The sequence below is a fragment of the Siminovitchia terrae genome (assembly GCF_003605405.2).
Classification (GTDB): domain Bacteria; phylum Bacillota; class Bacilli; order Bacillales; family Bacillaceae_C; genus Siminovitchia; species Siminovitchia terrae.
On record NZ_QYTW02000002.1, the window covers coordinates 295,009 to 307,988 of the forward strand.

The following is a 12,980-nucleotide window of genomic DNA, read 5'->3' on the forward strand; positions in this document are numbered from 1 at the left end:
AACGCTGTCTTGAAAAAATATCTAACCTGCTTCAAAGCGCGAGATTGAAGTGAATAGCTGAATTAATGGAGGTAATGATCTTGCAAAAACAAGTAGTGAAAAAGAACGAGCGTGTAGAAGAAGTATTTAACTTATTCATCAAGCATCTCCAAAACTTCTTGCAGGAAGCGAAATTGAATCACGAAGAATACACCAATTTTGTCAACTGGGCGGATCGACTTGGAAGAGCTGGAGAACTTCCTCTTTATGCGGATGTGTTCCTAGAGACACATGTACTGAGAGCCATGTATACGGACAAGCCGGGCACTCAGCCTTCTCTCTTGGGACCTTACTACATTGAAGGCTCGCCGGAAGTAGAAAAGGAACCGGGCAAGCCTTATACTTTGACTCAGCGTCCTGATGAAGCAGGAGAGGTTTTGATTTTCAAAGGAAATGTAAGCAGCACAGATGGCATGCCGCTGGCAAACGCAAAGGTGGAAATGTGGCAAAACGACAATACGGGAAAATATTCAGCCTTTGATGCTGATGCACCGAAATATAACCTAAGAGGGCATTTCTTCACTGATGAAGACGGTAACTTTGAAGTAAAATCCATTGTTCCGCTCCCTTATTCAATTCCGGATCAGGGTCCTACCGGAGAGTTCCTGGAGTATATGGACCAGCATCCAATGCGCCCGGCGCACCTTCACTTCATGTTTGAAGCTGATGGTCATGAAACGCTGATCACTCAGGTATTCTTCGAAGGGGACAAGTGGCTGGAGACAGATGTAGCAGACGGCGTCCGCACCGAGCTTGTCACATCGCTCGAGGATAAGAACAACTGTAAGGAAGCTTCGTTAAAATTTGTTATGCGCCGGGAATAATCTCCGGGTGCCGGGGGCATATATTCTGTCCCCTTTTTTCTTTGCCTGAAGTTCTTATAAGTACAGGAGGAGATCTTTCTTGAAAACCTTGCGAATTAAACGCATTACTACAGAATTGCTGGACATCCCCATTAAACGCCCCCACCAGTTTTCGACCGAGAAGGTGGCCAACAAAAGCTTTGTTCTCATCCGAGTGGAACTGAGCAACGGTGTCGTCGGCATCGGAGAAGGAACAACACCGGGAATCTGGTGGAATGGCGAAAGTGTGGAAACGATGAAGCTCGTCATCGACCGGTACGCCGTCCCCTTACTCCTGGAGGAGAATCCTGCTTATATCGAAAAGCTCATGCAGAAGCTGAACCGGCAGATCCGTGCGAACCACTTTGCGAAAGCCACCGTGGAAATGGCACTGTTGGACGCACTTGGAAAAACCTATGACGTACCTGTCCATCAGCTGCTGGGCGGCCTGCACCTGGAAAAGATCCCGGTCCGCTGGGCCCTTGCTTCCGGAACTCCCGAAGGGGATATCGAAGAAGCCATCGACCATGTGAACGCTGGACGCTATGCCAACTTCAAAACGAAATCCGGGAAGGAGAGCCCTGATGCCGATGCCCTTCGCAACATCCGAATCGCTGAAGGTATCCGCGGCCGCTCCTCCATCGGGATCGACCCGAATGGATCGTGGGATAAAGTCACAGTAATGAAATGGATGGACGCCTTTTTCGAAGTGGGCATCGACTTCCTCGAGCAGCCGCTTCCACCAGAAGACATCCGAGGGCTTGCCCAACTGGCTGCGATGAAAAAAGTGCCCATCATGGCTGACGAAAGCCTGGCAACGGTTCAGGATGCTCTGCGCCTTGCGGAAGAAAAAGCGGCGGATATTTTCTCCCTGAAAATACATAAATCCGGCGGGATGAAGAACACGGTAAGGATTGCCGGGATCGCCCAAGCGGCCGGCATCTCCTGTTTCGGAGGAACTTCGTTGGAAAGCTCCATCGGAACTGCCGCCTGCGTGCATGCCTATGCTTCCATCCCGAATCTTGATTACGGCAGTGAGCTGTTTGGGCCTGACTGGCTGGCCGATGACCTGGTGAAAAATCCGCTGACCATCAAGGACGGCTCCATTCTGGTTCCTGATGGCCCAGGCCTTGGCGTGGAGCTGGATGAAACAAAAGTGGAAAAATATCGGAGAAAAGAAGAGAAAGGAGTGCTGACCCGATGAGACATCTGCCTGCCCCCTCCCTTTCCTTTTTATGTGATATGGAGTTGACTGTCGAAGGGGCCCACCTGCCCGGGAAGACCCCGATCGGCAACCGGCGGATCATCCGCGTCACCGGCGGGTCCCTCAAAGGCGACCGGCTGATGGCTGAGGTGATTCCCGGCGGCGACGACTGGATCACTGTCCGGGAAGACGGCACCATCATTCAGGACGTGCGGATTTTGCTGAAAACTGATGACGGTGAGCTGATCATGATGTCCTACAGAGGCATCCGCACCGGAGAGCCGGAAGTTCTGCAGCGGCTGGACAACAACGAGGAGGTTGATCCGGACGAGTACTATTTCCGGACTGCCCCGATCTTTGAAACCGCCTCTGTCAAATATGACTGGCTGAACCGGCGGCTGTTCGTATCTAGAGGCATCCGGCTGCCTGGAAAAGTGAACTATTCTATCTACACCGTGGATTAATACTCAGAAAGCGGGGATATAAGCAATGGGACAGTACGTAACAACTAAAAAAGGCCGCACTTTTTATATCCATGAAACCACCGGTGAGCAGGGAACAATCATCGGCTCCCACGGGCTTACCGGCAACCATAAGCAACTCAACTATTACCAGGAGGCTCTCTCCGATTACCGGTTCATCAGCTACGACATCCTCGGGCGCGGAAACAGCGATCCGGCTCCGAAGGACAGCTCGATTGACACCCATGCAGATGACCTCCTGGACCTGATTAACATGCTTAAGATTGAGCATCCCATCCTTTTGGGCTATTCCATGGGCGCGTATATCAGCGCAATCGCCGCCAGCCGGTTGGATGAGACAAAAGCATTGATCCTTCTGGACGGGGCCGGCGAAGCGGACGAGGAGACCAGAAAGCTCGTCCTCCCTTCCCTGGGGCGTTTGAAAAAGACTTTCACCTGTCCGGACGACTATGCGCAGGAGGCGAAAAAGCTGTATACGACCCTTGGCGTCGACTGGGGACCGCATATGGAAGAGGTGGTCCGCTATGAAATTAAAGAAGACGGAGGAGCCTGGAGGAACAAATCCGACCCGGACACCATCGCACGGGACTTCGAAAGCTTTTATACGTTCCAACCGGAAGACGTGCTGGCGCATATCCACTGTCCCGTCTTCTTGCTGACGGCGACCGGCAGCCTCGGGGACAAGGGGCCACTTTTTAAAGAAGAGGGCTATGCCCAGACAAAAGAGGCGGCCAGAAACATCCGGACGGCTGTGACATCGGCCAACCATTATGAACTGGTGTTCAACTGGCAGCCAGAGATCATCGGGCAGCTGGAATCATTTTTATCTCAAAAGGAAGTGAAGTCATGAGTGCCACCAAACAGACGGATGCACCGCAGATCATACGAAGAATCGTTAAGTCTGGGGACACCATTATGGTCGGCGGTTTCGGCCTGATCGGCAGCCCCCTGACACTGATCGACGAACTCACACGCCATGACGCGAAGGACCTGACAATCATCAGCAACAACGTGGGCGAAGCCGGACGGGGTCTGGGCCTTTTGCTGCGGCAGGGAAAAATCAAGAAGGCTATCGGCTCCTATTTTACGAGCAACCGGGAAGTCGCCCAGTGGTATAACGAAGGCAAGCTTGAAATCGGATTGCTTCCACAAGGAACTTTTTCAGAGGCCATCCGCGCAGGCGGTGCGGGGATCGGCGGATTTTATACGAAGACTGCCGTCGGCACGGAGCTGGCCAAAGGCAAGGAAACGAAGGAAATCGATGGAGAGACGTATCTCTTTGAAAAAGCTCTGAAGGCCAACGTAGCCCTGGTTCGGGCAAAAAAAGCGGACACAAAGGGCAACCTGGTCTACTATAAGACGGCACGGAATTTCAACCCGATCATGGCTACTGCCGCGGATTACGTTATCGCGGAAGTGGATGAGATTGTCGCAGAAGGAGAACTGTCACCTGAAGAGATCGTCACCCCACATCTGTATGTGGATACGATCGTTACCAGCCAACTCATCTTAACGAATGAAGGGGTGAAAGAAGTATGAGCATCAAGGAAATGATTGCCAAGCGGGCGGCGCAAGAGCTGGTCCCATATTCCATCATCAACCTGGGGATTGGGATTCCGACATTAGTTCCCGATTATCTGGACCAGAGCAAATATTACCTGCACACGGAAAACGGGCTGTTAGGAGTTACTTCCGTCGAAGAGGATCAGGTAGACCCGCTGCTTGTTAACGCTGGCAAGCTCCCGGTCGGCGAAGCCGTGGGTGCTTCTTATTTCCATAGTGCGGACTCATTCGCGATGATCAGAGGAGGCCATGTGGATGTCGCTATTCTCGGGGCTTTACAGGTGGATGGAAGTGGTCATGTGGCCAACTGGGCCATTCCCGGGAAGGATATCATCGGTGTCGGAGGAGCCATGGATTTGTTATCCGGTGCCAAAAAGATCATTATCACTATGAGCCATGTTTCTAAGGACGGTTCCCCTAAGCTTGTGGAGCGCTGCACCTTCCCTATCACCTCCACCAGGACTGCGGATATTGTAATCACTGACCTGGCCGTCTTCAAGTGGAAGGATGACGAATATGAATTGACTGAACTCATGGGGGATGCCACATTGGGAGAAGTGAAGGAAAAGACAATGGCTCCATTCCAGATTAGCGAGGAACTTCTCCAAAAGGGGTAATCGGAAAATAGTGTGGAAAGAGGGTTAAAAAGAACCCTCCTCCTATCATTGCCTTAGTCAGTGTGGAAAAATCAGCACCATAGATTTCTTCATACACCCAATCATAGCCAGTTTGCTCCCAATTTGAGAATTGATCAGGTAACATTTTCCCGAAAACAGTTTAAAGTTTTTTGAATTTCTTTTTAATTTTACGATAGCCTTGGGTGTACAATATCTTTGCTCTATGGACTTCAAAAGAGTAACCACGACCAAATATTACTTTATATTATTGTAGATATCCACTCCATAGATCAAAAGAACGCCAGTCCCGATAGCCCAGATAACTATACTGACAGTTTGCCAAAGTATGATATTCTTTTTATTTGCTTTTGCTATTATACAAACCAAAGCTCCAATATGATTTGTTCCTATTATAGGACCCAGAAGTGCAATCCCAGGAACTCCGTATTTATTGAAGTATGCCTTGGCTTTTTGAAAACGTCTATTAATAAAATGATCAGAATTATTTTTTTCCCTTTCGGAAAACAAAGACCTTGTAAAAGAAGAAAATACTATTAAAACCATGACAGACAGCCAGTTAGCGGTAGCCCCGACTAAAACAACAAGAATAAAAGGTAGGTCTAAAAGTATTCCGATTGGTACTGCTACGAAAGCCTCAAGAAAAGGCACAAACCCAATTATAAATACTGCTATATATTGATAAATAACATTAATTTCTTCAACCCTTTGGAAAATATCTTGAATCAAAACTAAATCCTCCCTAAGTGAACTTTATATGTGCAAAGTATGAGTATTTAATCTTTTGTTTAATGATTTAGAATACTGTTTTTTCAGCTGAAAAGATATCATTCTTGTAACTTTGACATATAAACAAAAGCGTTATTAAGAAAGGTTCTTTCTTCTTCAGTGAAGGGATTAAGTATATTAGGTTCGTCATATTGATCCATTGATTTTATTTCTGCTGTCTCTATCATTGATAGCGTTTGGTTAGAAAGAGCTACCAAATGTTTGGTAAGTTTTAATGCTTCATCAGATTTAGGATTTGTTTCGTTCGCTACAAGTTTTTTTAAATTCATAAATAATGAAAAGTACTCTTTATCTAAATTAACTCTTTCTTCACTTCTAAAATTGTGAATAGAACCTTTAATTTGACTATATTCATTAAGGTTTTCCTCTTCCAAAAGAATTGAATGAATAATAAAGCAAAATAATTTTACATCTATTTTTTCAGAGCCTGAGATTATAGTTTTCATATGATCCAACTGATCAATAGTCTGGTGAATTCTCTCTTGTTCTGCAATGAGTTCTCTTTTTTTAAATGCAATTGAATGGATAAGTTGCTGTTCTTCTACATCATGTGATTCTAATAAATCTGCGATGTCTTTAAGTGAAAATCCTATGAATTTAAGAGATTGAATTTGCTGTAAACGTAAAAGGTCATCAGGACTATATAGTCGATGCCCTCCATCCTTATAGTCAGTTGGTATTAGTAAACCAATTTTATCGTAATATCTAAGCGTTCGTATGGTAACTCCCGTTTGTTTAGCCAATTGTCCTATTGTAAACATGTTATTTGACATGTGAATACCCCTTTTCTAGATTTGCTTTTTTGCTTTTAATGTAAGGAATGGCTGGATATTGATAAGGCCTTTGGAGAGCTATTTGAATAATAGCATAAATGATTATTAATGTTTCTATAGCCAATATAGCGTACTTAACCCATGAAGGAAGAAGACTGCTGATTACGAATAATGGAAAAATTGTCAAATGAAAGTTAAGTGCTTTGCGACTTGATTCACGGTAATATAAATTTTTCTTTCTTGTAATTAAAAACATAATAAGGGGAGGTATGACACCGAGAAGTAGTGAAATTCCAAGCATTAATTGTACTAAAAATATTTCCTTTTTTGATGGTTTACTCATTTTTTCACCTTTCTTATCTTTTCTTAAATATAAGTATAAAAGGTGACGTGGGTAGAGTATCAAGGAAATATAATTTTGTTATTCTACATGAAAATCCGCTTCATGATTTTATTAACACAAATTTGGTATTATGGATTTTCCACACGATAATCCGAATACCCTCCAAAAGGAGGGCAGTTGATGACAGAAGTCGTCATTGTGGACGCGATCCGGACTCCGATTGGAAGATATAAGGGGGCACTAAAGAGTGTCCGCCCTGACGATCTGGGGGTCATCGTCATCAAAGCCCTGGTGGACCGTAACCCCGGTCTGCCCTTGGAGGCAATCGGGGATGTCATATTCGGCAATGCCAACGGGGCTGGAGAGGATAACCGCAATGTGGCACGGATGTCTGCGTTGCTTGCAGGTTTACCGGAAACAGTAAGTGGAACGACCGTCAATCGGCTGTGCGGCTCCGGTCTGGATGCTGTCAGTATGGGAGCCCGTACGATTCTTGCGGGGGAAGCGGATATTATTATTGCTTGCGGCACAGAAAGTATGACAAGGGCGCCGTTTGTGATGAAAAAGCCGGATTTGGAATTCCCGCGGGGGAATATGGAGTTGTTCGATACGACGATCGGCTGGCGGTTCGTTAACCCAAAGATGGAAAAGATGTACGGGACGGACTCCATGCCTCAGACTGCCGAGAACGTGGCCCAGCGATTTGGCATTTCGCGGGAAGAGCAGGACGTTCGCCTATCTCAGCCAACAGAGGGCGAAAGCAGCCGTCGAATCCGGCCGTTTTGAAGATGAAATCGTGCCAGTAACCTTCAAAGATAGAAAGGACCAGGAAATAGTGGTAAGCAAGGATGAGCACCCGCGTCCAGAGACCACTCTGGAAAAGCTGGGCAATCTTAAGCCTCTATTTGCAAATGGAACGGTTACGGCTGGGAATGCTTCTGGAGTGAATGACGGAGCTGCCGCCCTGTTATTGATGAGCGCGAAACAGGCAAAAGAGCTGGGACTTACACCTCTTGCCAGATTCGTTGGATCTGCAACCGCTGGAGTGGAACCTTCCGTAATGGGGTTAGGCCCAATCAACTCCACGAACAAACTATTGAATAGACTGGGATGGACAGCCAATGATATTGATCTGATTGAATTGAATGAAGCTTTTGCCTCCCAATCTTTGGAGTGCATGAAACAACTCTGCCTTGAGAAAGAGAAGGTTAATGTAAACGGGGGAGCTATTGCACTGGGCCACCCCCTTGGAGCCAGCGGGGCAAGAATACTGACCACTCTTCTTTATGAGATGAGGAGGCGTAATGCCAGGCATGGGCTGGTAACAATGTGTATTGGTGTCGGTCAAGGAATATCTGTTGCTGTTGAAAACGCCTATTAAAAGAAGAAACATAATCTTAAATAAACGTCCCAAAAAACCTCCCCTTCGGGAGGTTTTAATACTGTCAGCTATTGCTGCTCAAACACATTTAATGAAGAAGCGAAATTTCTGTTAATAGAAATCTTCATTATGCTACCATATTCCACTTTAAGCATGTTTGATTAGTGTTACATAAAATTCCCCTTCTATAAAAGTTGAACGAAAGATTTGCGGTTTATTCTGGACAGTATTTTCGTATTCTGGATAGTATTCTGCGAACTTCAGCAGTATTTTCGTATTCTGGACAGTATCCTGCGAATTTCGGACAGTATTTTCGTATTCTGGACAGTATCCTGCGAATTTCAGCAGTATTTTCGTATTCTGGATAGTATTCTGCGAACTTCAGCAGTATTTTCGTATTCTGGATAGTATTCTGCGAACTTCAGCAGTATTTTCGTGTTCTGGACAGTATCCTGCGAACTTCAGCAGTATTTTCGTATTCTGGACAGTATCCTGCGAACTTCAGACAGTATTTTCGTATTCTAGATAGTATTCTGCGAACTTCAGACAGTATTTTCGTATTCTGGGCAGTATCCTGCGAATTTCGGACAGTATTTTCATATACCGGACAGTATTGCCGAATTTCGGACTGTACTTTCATATTCTATATAGTTTGAACGAAAAATCTTTGATTGATTACGGAACTGAATCTAAGCTTTTGTAACAGTTACATGAGAAATTTTAATTCAACTAAATGCCCGGTAGTCCTTTTCAGAGTGACATCCTGCGAGAATAACAGGGTGCCAATCGTCAGCTAGGTCATAAAATCATTAATAAAGGCCATTGGGAGCAGGAATCTCGATAGTCTCTCCTAATATTAAAAGGGAAGAAGGGTGCTTTATGAATCTTCCTAACTCTGATCATCCCCCTTGTAAAAGACCATTGTCCTTTTTTAGCTTCTGCCTTATATGGTACTAATCGTACTGAACTTTGCGGAATATTCAAACCTAATGTGATGTGGTTTGAGTTTTTTAAATATTCTACTATTGCTATAGAGGTTACTTCTAGATCCGACCTGCATGAATAAGATCAGTTTATGAAAACGCGCTCAATAAATCTGGTATACCAAAGTCCAGATAATTAAACATGTGGTGTCGTTATTATTTTGAGTTTTATTCCGTCATTTTGGAGGAATATGAAAAGCTTTCAACTTTTGGGGAAGAGAGGAATTGGATGATGACAATGAACGAGCAAAGAGTCGCAATAGTTACCGGAGCAAATAAAGGTCTCGGGTTAGCTATCGCCGAAAATTTTGTCAACGAAGGAAAAAAAACAGTTTTTGTAATCAGAAACAAGGAGAATCTCGAACAAACAAAACAGCTGTTTCAAAAGGAAGTAATGCAAAACCAAGTGATGTTCATTCAATTGGATGTATCTGATATGGACGGGATTAAAAAAGCTGTTAACCAAGTTTTCAATGAGTGGGGCAGAATCGATATTTTAGTCAATAATGCAGGAATCCGCTTTGAAACGCCAATAGAAGAAATCAATGAGGAAGAATGGGATCACGTTCTTTCTGTAAATTTAAAAGGCACATTCTTTTTTTCACAAGCTGTGATTCCTGCAATGAAAAAAGGAAAGTGGGGACGAATCATCAATATGTCCTCGTTTGGAGGACAGGCAGGTCCATTAACTTCAGGTGCCCATTATTCTGCTTCTAAGGCAGGACAAATCGCGTTGAGCAAAACCTTTGCCCGATCGCTGGCGGCTTATGGAATTACGGTTAATGCTGTTGCTCCGGCTTCTGTTCGTACACCGGAGATGGATAAAATGGATCCGGATAAATTGGCTCAAATGATAGAGACCATTCCACTTAGGCGTGTAGGAGAACCGCAAGAGGTGGCAGACTTAGTATCCTATTTAGCCTCTGATTCAGGCGGATTCACAACTGGAGCGACGTTCGATATGAATGGCGGCCGGCTTATGAGATAAAGTATTTTATCGACTTTTTTCTATTAAAGTAATCAGACGGAAGATATAAAAAATAGGGAGGAAAGATAATGACTGTTGAAATGCAAAGTCAGAGCCTGCTTAATCGTGTGCTGGCTGAAATCCGCACCCGACGGGATGAATTTGAAGCGAAACGGCACGTGCCGCGGGACATGGTGGAACAACTAAAACAACTGGGTGTCTACCGCGCCCACACGCCTCGTTGCTTTGGCGGGGATGCCCTCTCGCCCTCGGAGTTTCTCAAGCTGATCGAGTCCATCTCAGAGGCTGACGGCTCCACCGGATGGGTAGCAAGCTTCGGCTCTGCGGCGCTCTATCTAGCGGCTCTACCTCGCGAAACTCTCGCCCAAGTTTACGTAAATGGGCCAGACGTGGCCTTCGCGGGCGGCCTGTTTCCGGTTCAGCCCGCAGAGAAGATCAAGGGCGGCTGGCGCGTGAACGGTCTCTGGAAGTTTGCAAGTGGATGTATGGGGGCTGACATTCTCGGCGTCGGTATTGGAGCAGGCGAAGGCGGTAAACCGCTTACTGCTGTACTTAGACCAGAGGATGTGGACATCGTTGAGAACTGGGAAGTAATCGGGATGCGCGGAACAGGTAGCCATGACCTGCGGGTGAAAGACGCCTTCGTCTCCGACGAATGGACCTTTGTCCGCGGCGGTGTGCCTTCTATTGAAGAGCCGATCTACCAGTATCCATCCATCGCTTATGCAGCACAGGTACTGGCGGTAGTCAATCTTGGCATAGCCCGTGCTGCGCTTGATGAAGTTTCTCAGATGGCTGGTGGCCGTTCTAGCATCACTGGGGCACCGAAGATGGCCGAACGCGCTTATGTGCGAATCTCCTTGGCAAAGGCAGAAGCATCACTAAGGTCGGCACGCTCCTTCTTCTACGAGGCTACTGATTCCGCGTGGGAATCGATTCTAAAGGGTGATGGTGTATCCGATGACCAAACAAGCATCCTTCGTCTAGCCGCCACTCAAGCTGCCCGTGAAGGTGCGCGTGCCGTGCAGTCAGCCTACCTGCTTGCCGGCACTGCGGCAATCTACGACGGGCACCCACTGCAACGCCATCTGCGCGACGCAATGGTCGTGACTCAGCACGCATTTCTCAATGAAAGCATGTATGATGGAGCAGGATCGGTGTTCCTGGGCGTGTCACCGATGCGCGGCTACATCTGAGTCTGCCATGCTTACACGAACAAACTTGATGATTAGTTTTTATAAAATAACTTTTTAAAAAGAAAGTCTCGAACATGGTACTCATCCAAATAGGTTGTTGAAGGTTAGACCGTGTTCAGGCAAATGTAGAGAGAGATTCAAAAACTATATTTGAATAGGAGTAGGCTTCTGCCGGATAGGGGAAAGTACTTGAATGTTGCTGTCTGTGAAGGCGTAACAACACAGCATTTGAAAGGGAATCTAGAAGATTGTTACGTAAGATACTGAGAATGAATGTGACTAACTAAACGATTATAAAATCTTAAAGACGCTTTGCTTCCTTCGTTAAGGAAGTCAGGCGTCTTTCTCGATTTCGATTATCCATATTATGATAGAATAGGTAACGGTTAAGGCTCAATATATATGGAAAGTTGGATTTTTGTGAGAAATAATAACGCCTATTTTTATAAATTTCTAGAACCGATATCAAAGGAATTGGCCTACTTGGCAAGAGAACTCGAGAATAGCATATATTCCAGTCCAAGAACAATGCTGACACACGCTCGGACATTTGCAGAAGCGATCCTCCAACAGGCTATGCGAGTAGAAGAAATAAACGATACTCCTTTGATGACATTGAAAGAAAGAATCGACTTGCTCAGCGACAAAGGCTACTTGACCAAGGAAATAATCGATGCGCTGCATTTTATTAGAATGAGTGGAAATAAAGCAGCACACGATACTCGTAAATTCAGATATTCAGAGGCTTTACTGTCATGGGAAGCCCTTTATACCATTGTCCAATGGTATGTTGAAGTGTATGGCCCGATTGAGTTAAACATACCGGAGTATCAAGACCCTGTGCCCAATTCAGGAAATGGTTTTGAAATAGCTGAACTGGAAGCCAGGCTTAAAAATATGGAGAAACTGATCAAAGCGTCGCTTAATCAACAACAAGAAGGAACGGCCAAAGAGGAAGCAGCAGCAACAGTAACGGTAGAGGAAGCACCGCAGGAAGCTGAGCTCCCAGGGTTCACCTCTATCAGGACAATTACATATAAGGAAAAATCTCTCGAAGTCCCTTATTTTTTACGAGATGCATTTCTTCTCCCACAGAGATTTGAAAAATCGGAGAGGTTCTTGGTCAAACTGGGAGCGGAACAACAAGCGAGAATCATGAGCGAATTGCCCAGAGATCTGGAAGATCTGCACAAGCACGTCAAGCGCTATAACGAGAAAAATGATGAAAACTTATTTGAAGAACTAATAATTTACATAAAAGAAGAAACAGAAAGAAGAAAAACAATGCTGAATCGTCCGGGTGAACTCTTCTTATTTTATAAAGAGGATTATGTCATTGTCACGGAAGAATTATCAAAAGTGCCGCTTACTACTGATGAATTTACTGGAAGCCCAAGTCTCTTTAGACAATTAAATCAGGATCAAATTGAAACAGTGGGCCAATTGCCGAGGGAGCTTGTTATTCTAGCAAAGTATGAGAATGTTGGGGTTGGAACTGTGGAGAAGTTGTTTGAGCAGTTGAAGGAGAGGCAGGGGGATTAGATTTTATATGAGAATTAGCGTATGGCACCATGAACCGTATCATAAGTAAATGAGGTTTTTTATTTAATCGGTCTCTTTCCTATCAAAAAATCATGGATGAAGGCCAATTTAATCGATTCCAAAGCCAGGTCGTCCGCCAAAGCTGAATGAAGGACATTTCCCTGGTTTCTAATTGAGCTATTTATTTCGGATTGGGATTATCATGTACAAATTTATTGAA

12 protein-coding genes and 1 pseudogene are annotated in these 12,980 nt (G+C 45.3%); 10 read left to right on the plus strand and 3 right to left on the minus strand.

What is annotated here, in order from left to right; translation table 11 throughout:
• Positions 1–74 precede the first annotated feature (74 nt).
• The 6 genes from D5F11_RS03765 to D5F11_RS03790 all read left to right on the plus strand — a co-directional run bounded on the left by D5F11_RS03765 (position 75) and on the right by D5F11_RS03790 (position 4,747).
• The gene (locus D5F11_RS03765) at positions 75–863 is read left to right on the plus strand and encodes a dioxygenase family protein (protein ID WP_245998057.1); all 789 of its coding nucleotides are present in this window, start codon (positions 75–77) and stop codon (positions 861–863) included.
• Between the two features lie 79 nt (positions 864–942).
• A complete protein-coding gene (locus D5F11_RS03770; protein ID WP_120114636.1) occupies positions 943–2,085 on the plus strand; it encodes a muconate/chloromuconate family cycloisomerase in 1,143 nt (380 codons plus the stop codon).
• Positions 2,082–2,549 carry a DUF3237 domain-containing protein gene (locus tag D5F11_RS03775; RefSeq protein WP_120114635.1) on the plus strand — a complete coding sequence of 156 codons (468 nt, stop codon included), beginning with the start codon at positions 2,082–2,084 and terminating at the stop codon, positions 2,547–2,549. The genes D5F11_RS03770 and D5F11_RS03775 overlap by 4 nt, the downstream gene beginning before the upstream one ends.
• Before the next feature lie 25 nt (positions 2,550–2,574).
• On the plus strand, positions 2,575–3,417 hold the full coding sequence (locus D5F11_RS03780) for an alpha/beta fold hydrolase (protein WP_120114634.1): 843 nt from the start codon (positions 2,575–2,577) through the stop codon (positions 3,415–3,417).
• Positions 3,414–4,106 carry a CoA transferase subunit A gene (locus tag D5F11_RS03785; protein WP_120114633.1) on the plus strand — a complete coding sequence of 231 codons (693 nt, stop codon included), beginning with the start codon at positions 3,414–3,416 and terminating at the stop codon, positions 4,104–4,106. The genes D5F11_RS03780 and D5F11_RS03785 overlap by 4 nt, the downstream gene beginning before the upstream one ends.
• The gene (locus tag D5F11_RS03790) at positions 4,103–4,747 is read left to right on the plus strand and encodes a 3-oxoacid CoA-transferase subunit B (RefSeq protein ID WP_120114632.1); all 645 of its coding nucleotides are present in this window, start codon (positions 4,103–4,105) and stop codon (positions 4,745–4,747) included. Before D5F11_RS03785 ends, D5F11_RS03790 begins: the two co-directional genes overlap by 4 nt.
• A 255-nt stretch (positions 4,748–5,002) precedes the next feature.
• Here the strand turns inward: D5F11_RS03790 and D5F11_RS03795 are convergent, their stop codons facing one another.
• The 3 genes from D5F11_RS03795 to D5F11_RS03805 form a co-directional block, all read right to left on the minus strand.
• Positions 5,003–5,494, minus strand: coding sequence for a small multi-drug export protein (locus tag D5F11_RS03795; RefSeq protein ID WP_120114631.1), 492 nt, complete (start codon positions 5,492–5,494; stop codon positions 5,003–5,005).
• A 98-nt stretch (positions 5,495–5,592) separates the two neighbouring features.
• Positions 5,593–6,327: a MerR family transcriptional regulator gene (locus D5F11_RS03800; RefSeq protein ID WP_120114630.1), complete on the minus strand. Its 735-nt coding sequence runs from the start codon at positions 6,325–6,327 to the stop codon at positions 5,593–5,595.
• Entirely contained in the window at positions 6,317–6,670 is a 354-nt protein-coding gene (locus tag D5F11_RS03805; RefSeq protein ID WP_120114629.1) for a DUF4870 domain-containing protein, read from the minus strand. Before D5F11_RS03805 ends, D5F11_RS03800 begins: the two co-directional genes overlap by 11 nt.
• 180 nt (positions 6,671–6,850) lie before the next feature.
• Between D5F11_RS03805 and D5F11_RS03810 the strand changes: the two are divergent.
• From D5F11_RS03810 to D5F11_RS03825, 4 genes and pseudogenes are all read left to right on the plus strand, one after another.
• Positions 6,851–8,051: pseudogene (locus D5F11_RS03810) on the plus strand (3-oxoadipyl-CoA thiolase).
• Positions 8,052–9,263: 1,212 nt separating this feature from the next.
• The gene (locus D5F11_RS03815; protein WP_245998058.1) at positions 9,264–10,022 is read left to right on the plus strand and encodes an SDR family NAD(P)-dependent oxidoreductase; all 759 of its coding nucleotides are present in this window, start codon (positions 9,264–9,266) and stop codon (positions 10,020–10,022) included.
• 68 nt (positions 10,023–10,090) lie between these two features.
• Entirely contained in the window at positions 10,091–11,218 is a 1,128-nt protein-coding gene (locus D5F11_RS03820) for an acyl-CoA dehydrogenase family protein (RefSeq protein ID WP_120114628.1), read from the plus strand.
• A gap of 483 nt (positions 11,219–11,701) precedes the next feature.
• Positions 11,702–12,760: a DUF4145 domain-containing protein gene (locus D5F11_RS03825; RefSeq protein ID WP_342775998.1), complete on the plus strand. Its 1,059-nt coding sequence runs from the start codon at positions 11,702–11,704 to the stop codon at positions 12,758–12,760.
• Positions 12,761–12,980: the final 220 nt, after the last annotated feature.

Excerpts from the sequence above, each read along its gene's own strand:
- D5F11_RS03785 (WP_120114633.1), top strand. The coding sequence starts at position 3,414 with ATGAGTGCCACCAAACAGACGGATGCACCGCAGATCATACGAAGAATC.
- D5F11_RS03815 (WP_245998058.1), top strand. The coding sequence starts at position 9,264 with ATGATGACAATGAACGAGCAAAGAGTCGCAATAGTTACCGGAGCAAAT.
- D5F11_RS03820 (WP_120114628.1), top strand. The coding sequence starts at position 10,091 with ATGACTGTTGAAATGCAAAGTCAGAGCCTGCTTAATCGTGTGCTGGCT.
- D5F11_RS03775 (WP_120114635.1), top strand. The coding sequence starts at position 2,082 with ATGAGACATCTGCCTGCCCCCTCCCTTTCCTTTTTATGTGATATGGAG.
- D5F11_RS03790 (WP_120114632.1), top strand. The coding sequence starts at position 4,103 with ATGAGCATCAAGGAAATGATTGCCAAGCGGGCGGCGCAAGAGCTGGTC.
- D5F11_RS03805 (WP_120114629.1), bottom strand. The coding sequence starts at position 6,670 with ATGAGTAAACCATCAAAAAAGGAAATATTTTTAGTACAATTAATGCTT.
- D5F11_RS03780 (WP_120114634.1), top strand. The coding sequence starts at position 2,575 with ATGGGACAGTACGTAACAACTAAAAAAGGCCGCACTTTTTATATCCAT.
- D5F11_RS03800 (WP_120114630.1), bottom strand. The coding sequence starts at position 6,327 with ATGTCAAATAACATGTTTACAATAGGACAATTGGCTAAACAAACGGGA.
- D5F11_RS03765 (WP_245998057.1), top strand. The coding sequence starts at position 75 with ATGATCTTGCAAAAACAAGTAGTGAAAAAGAACGAGCGTGTAGAAGAA.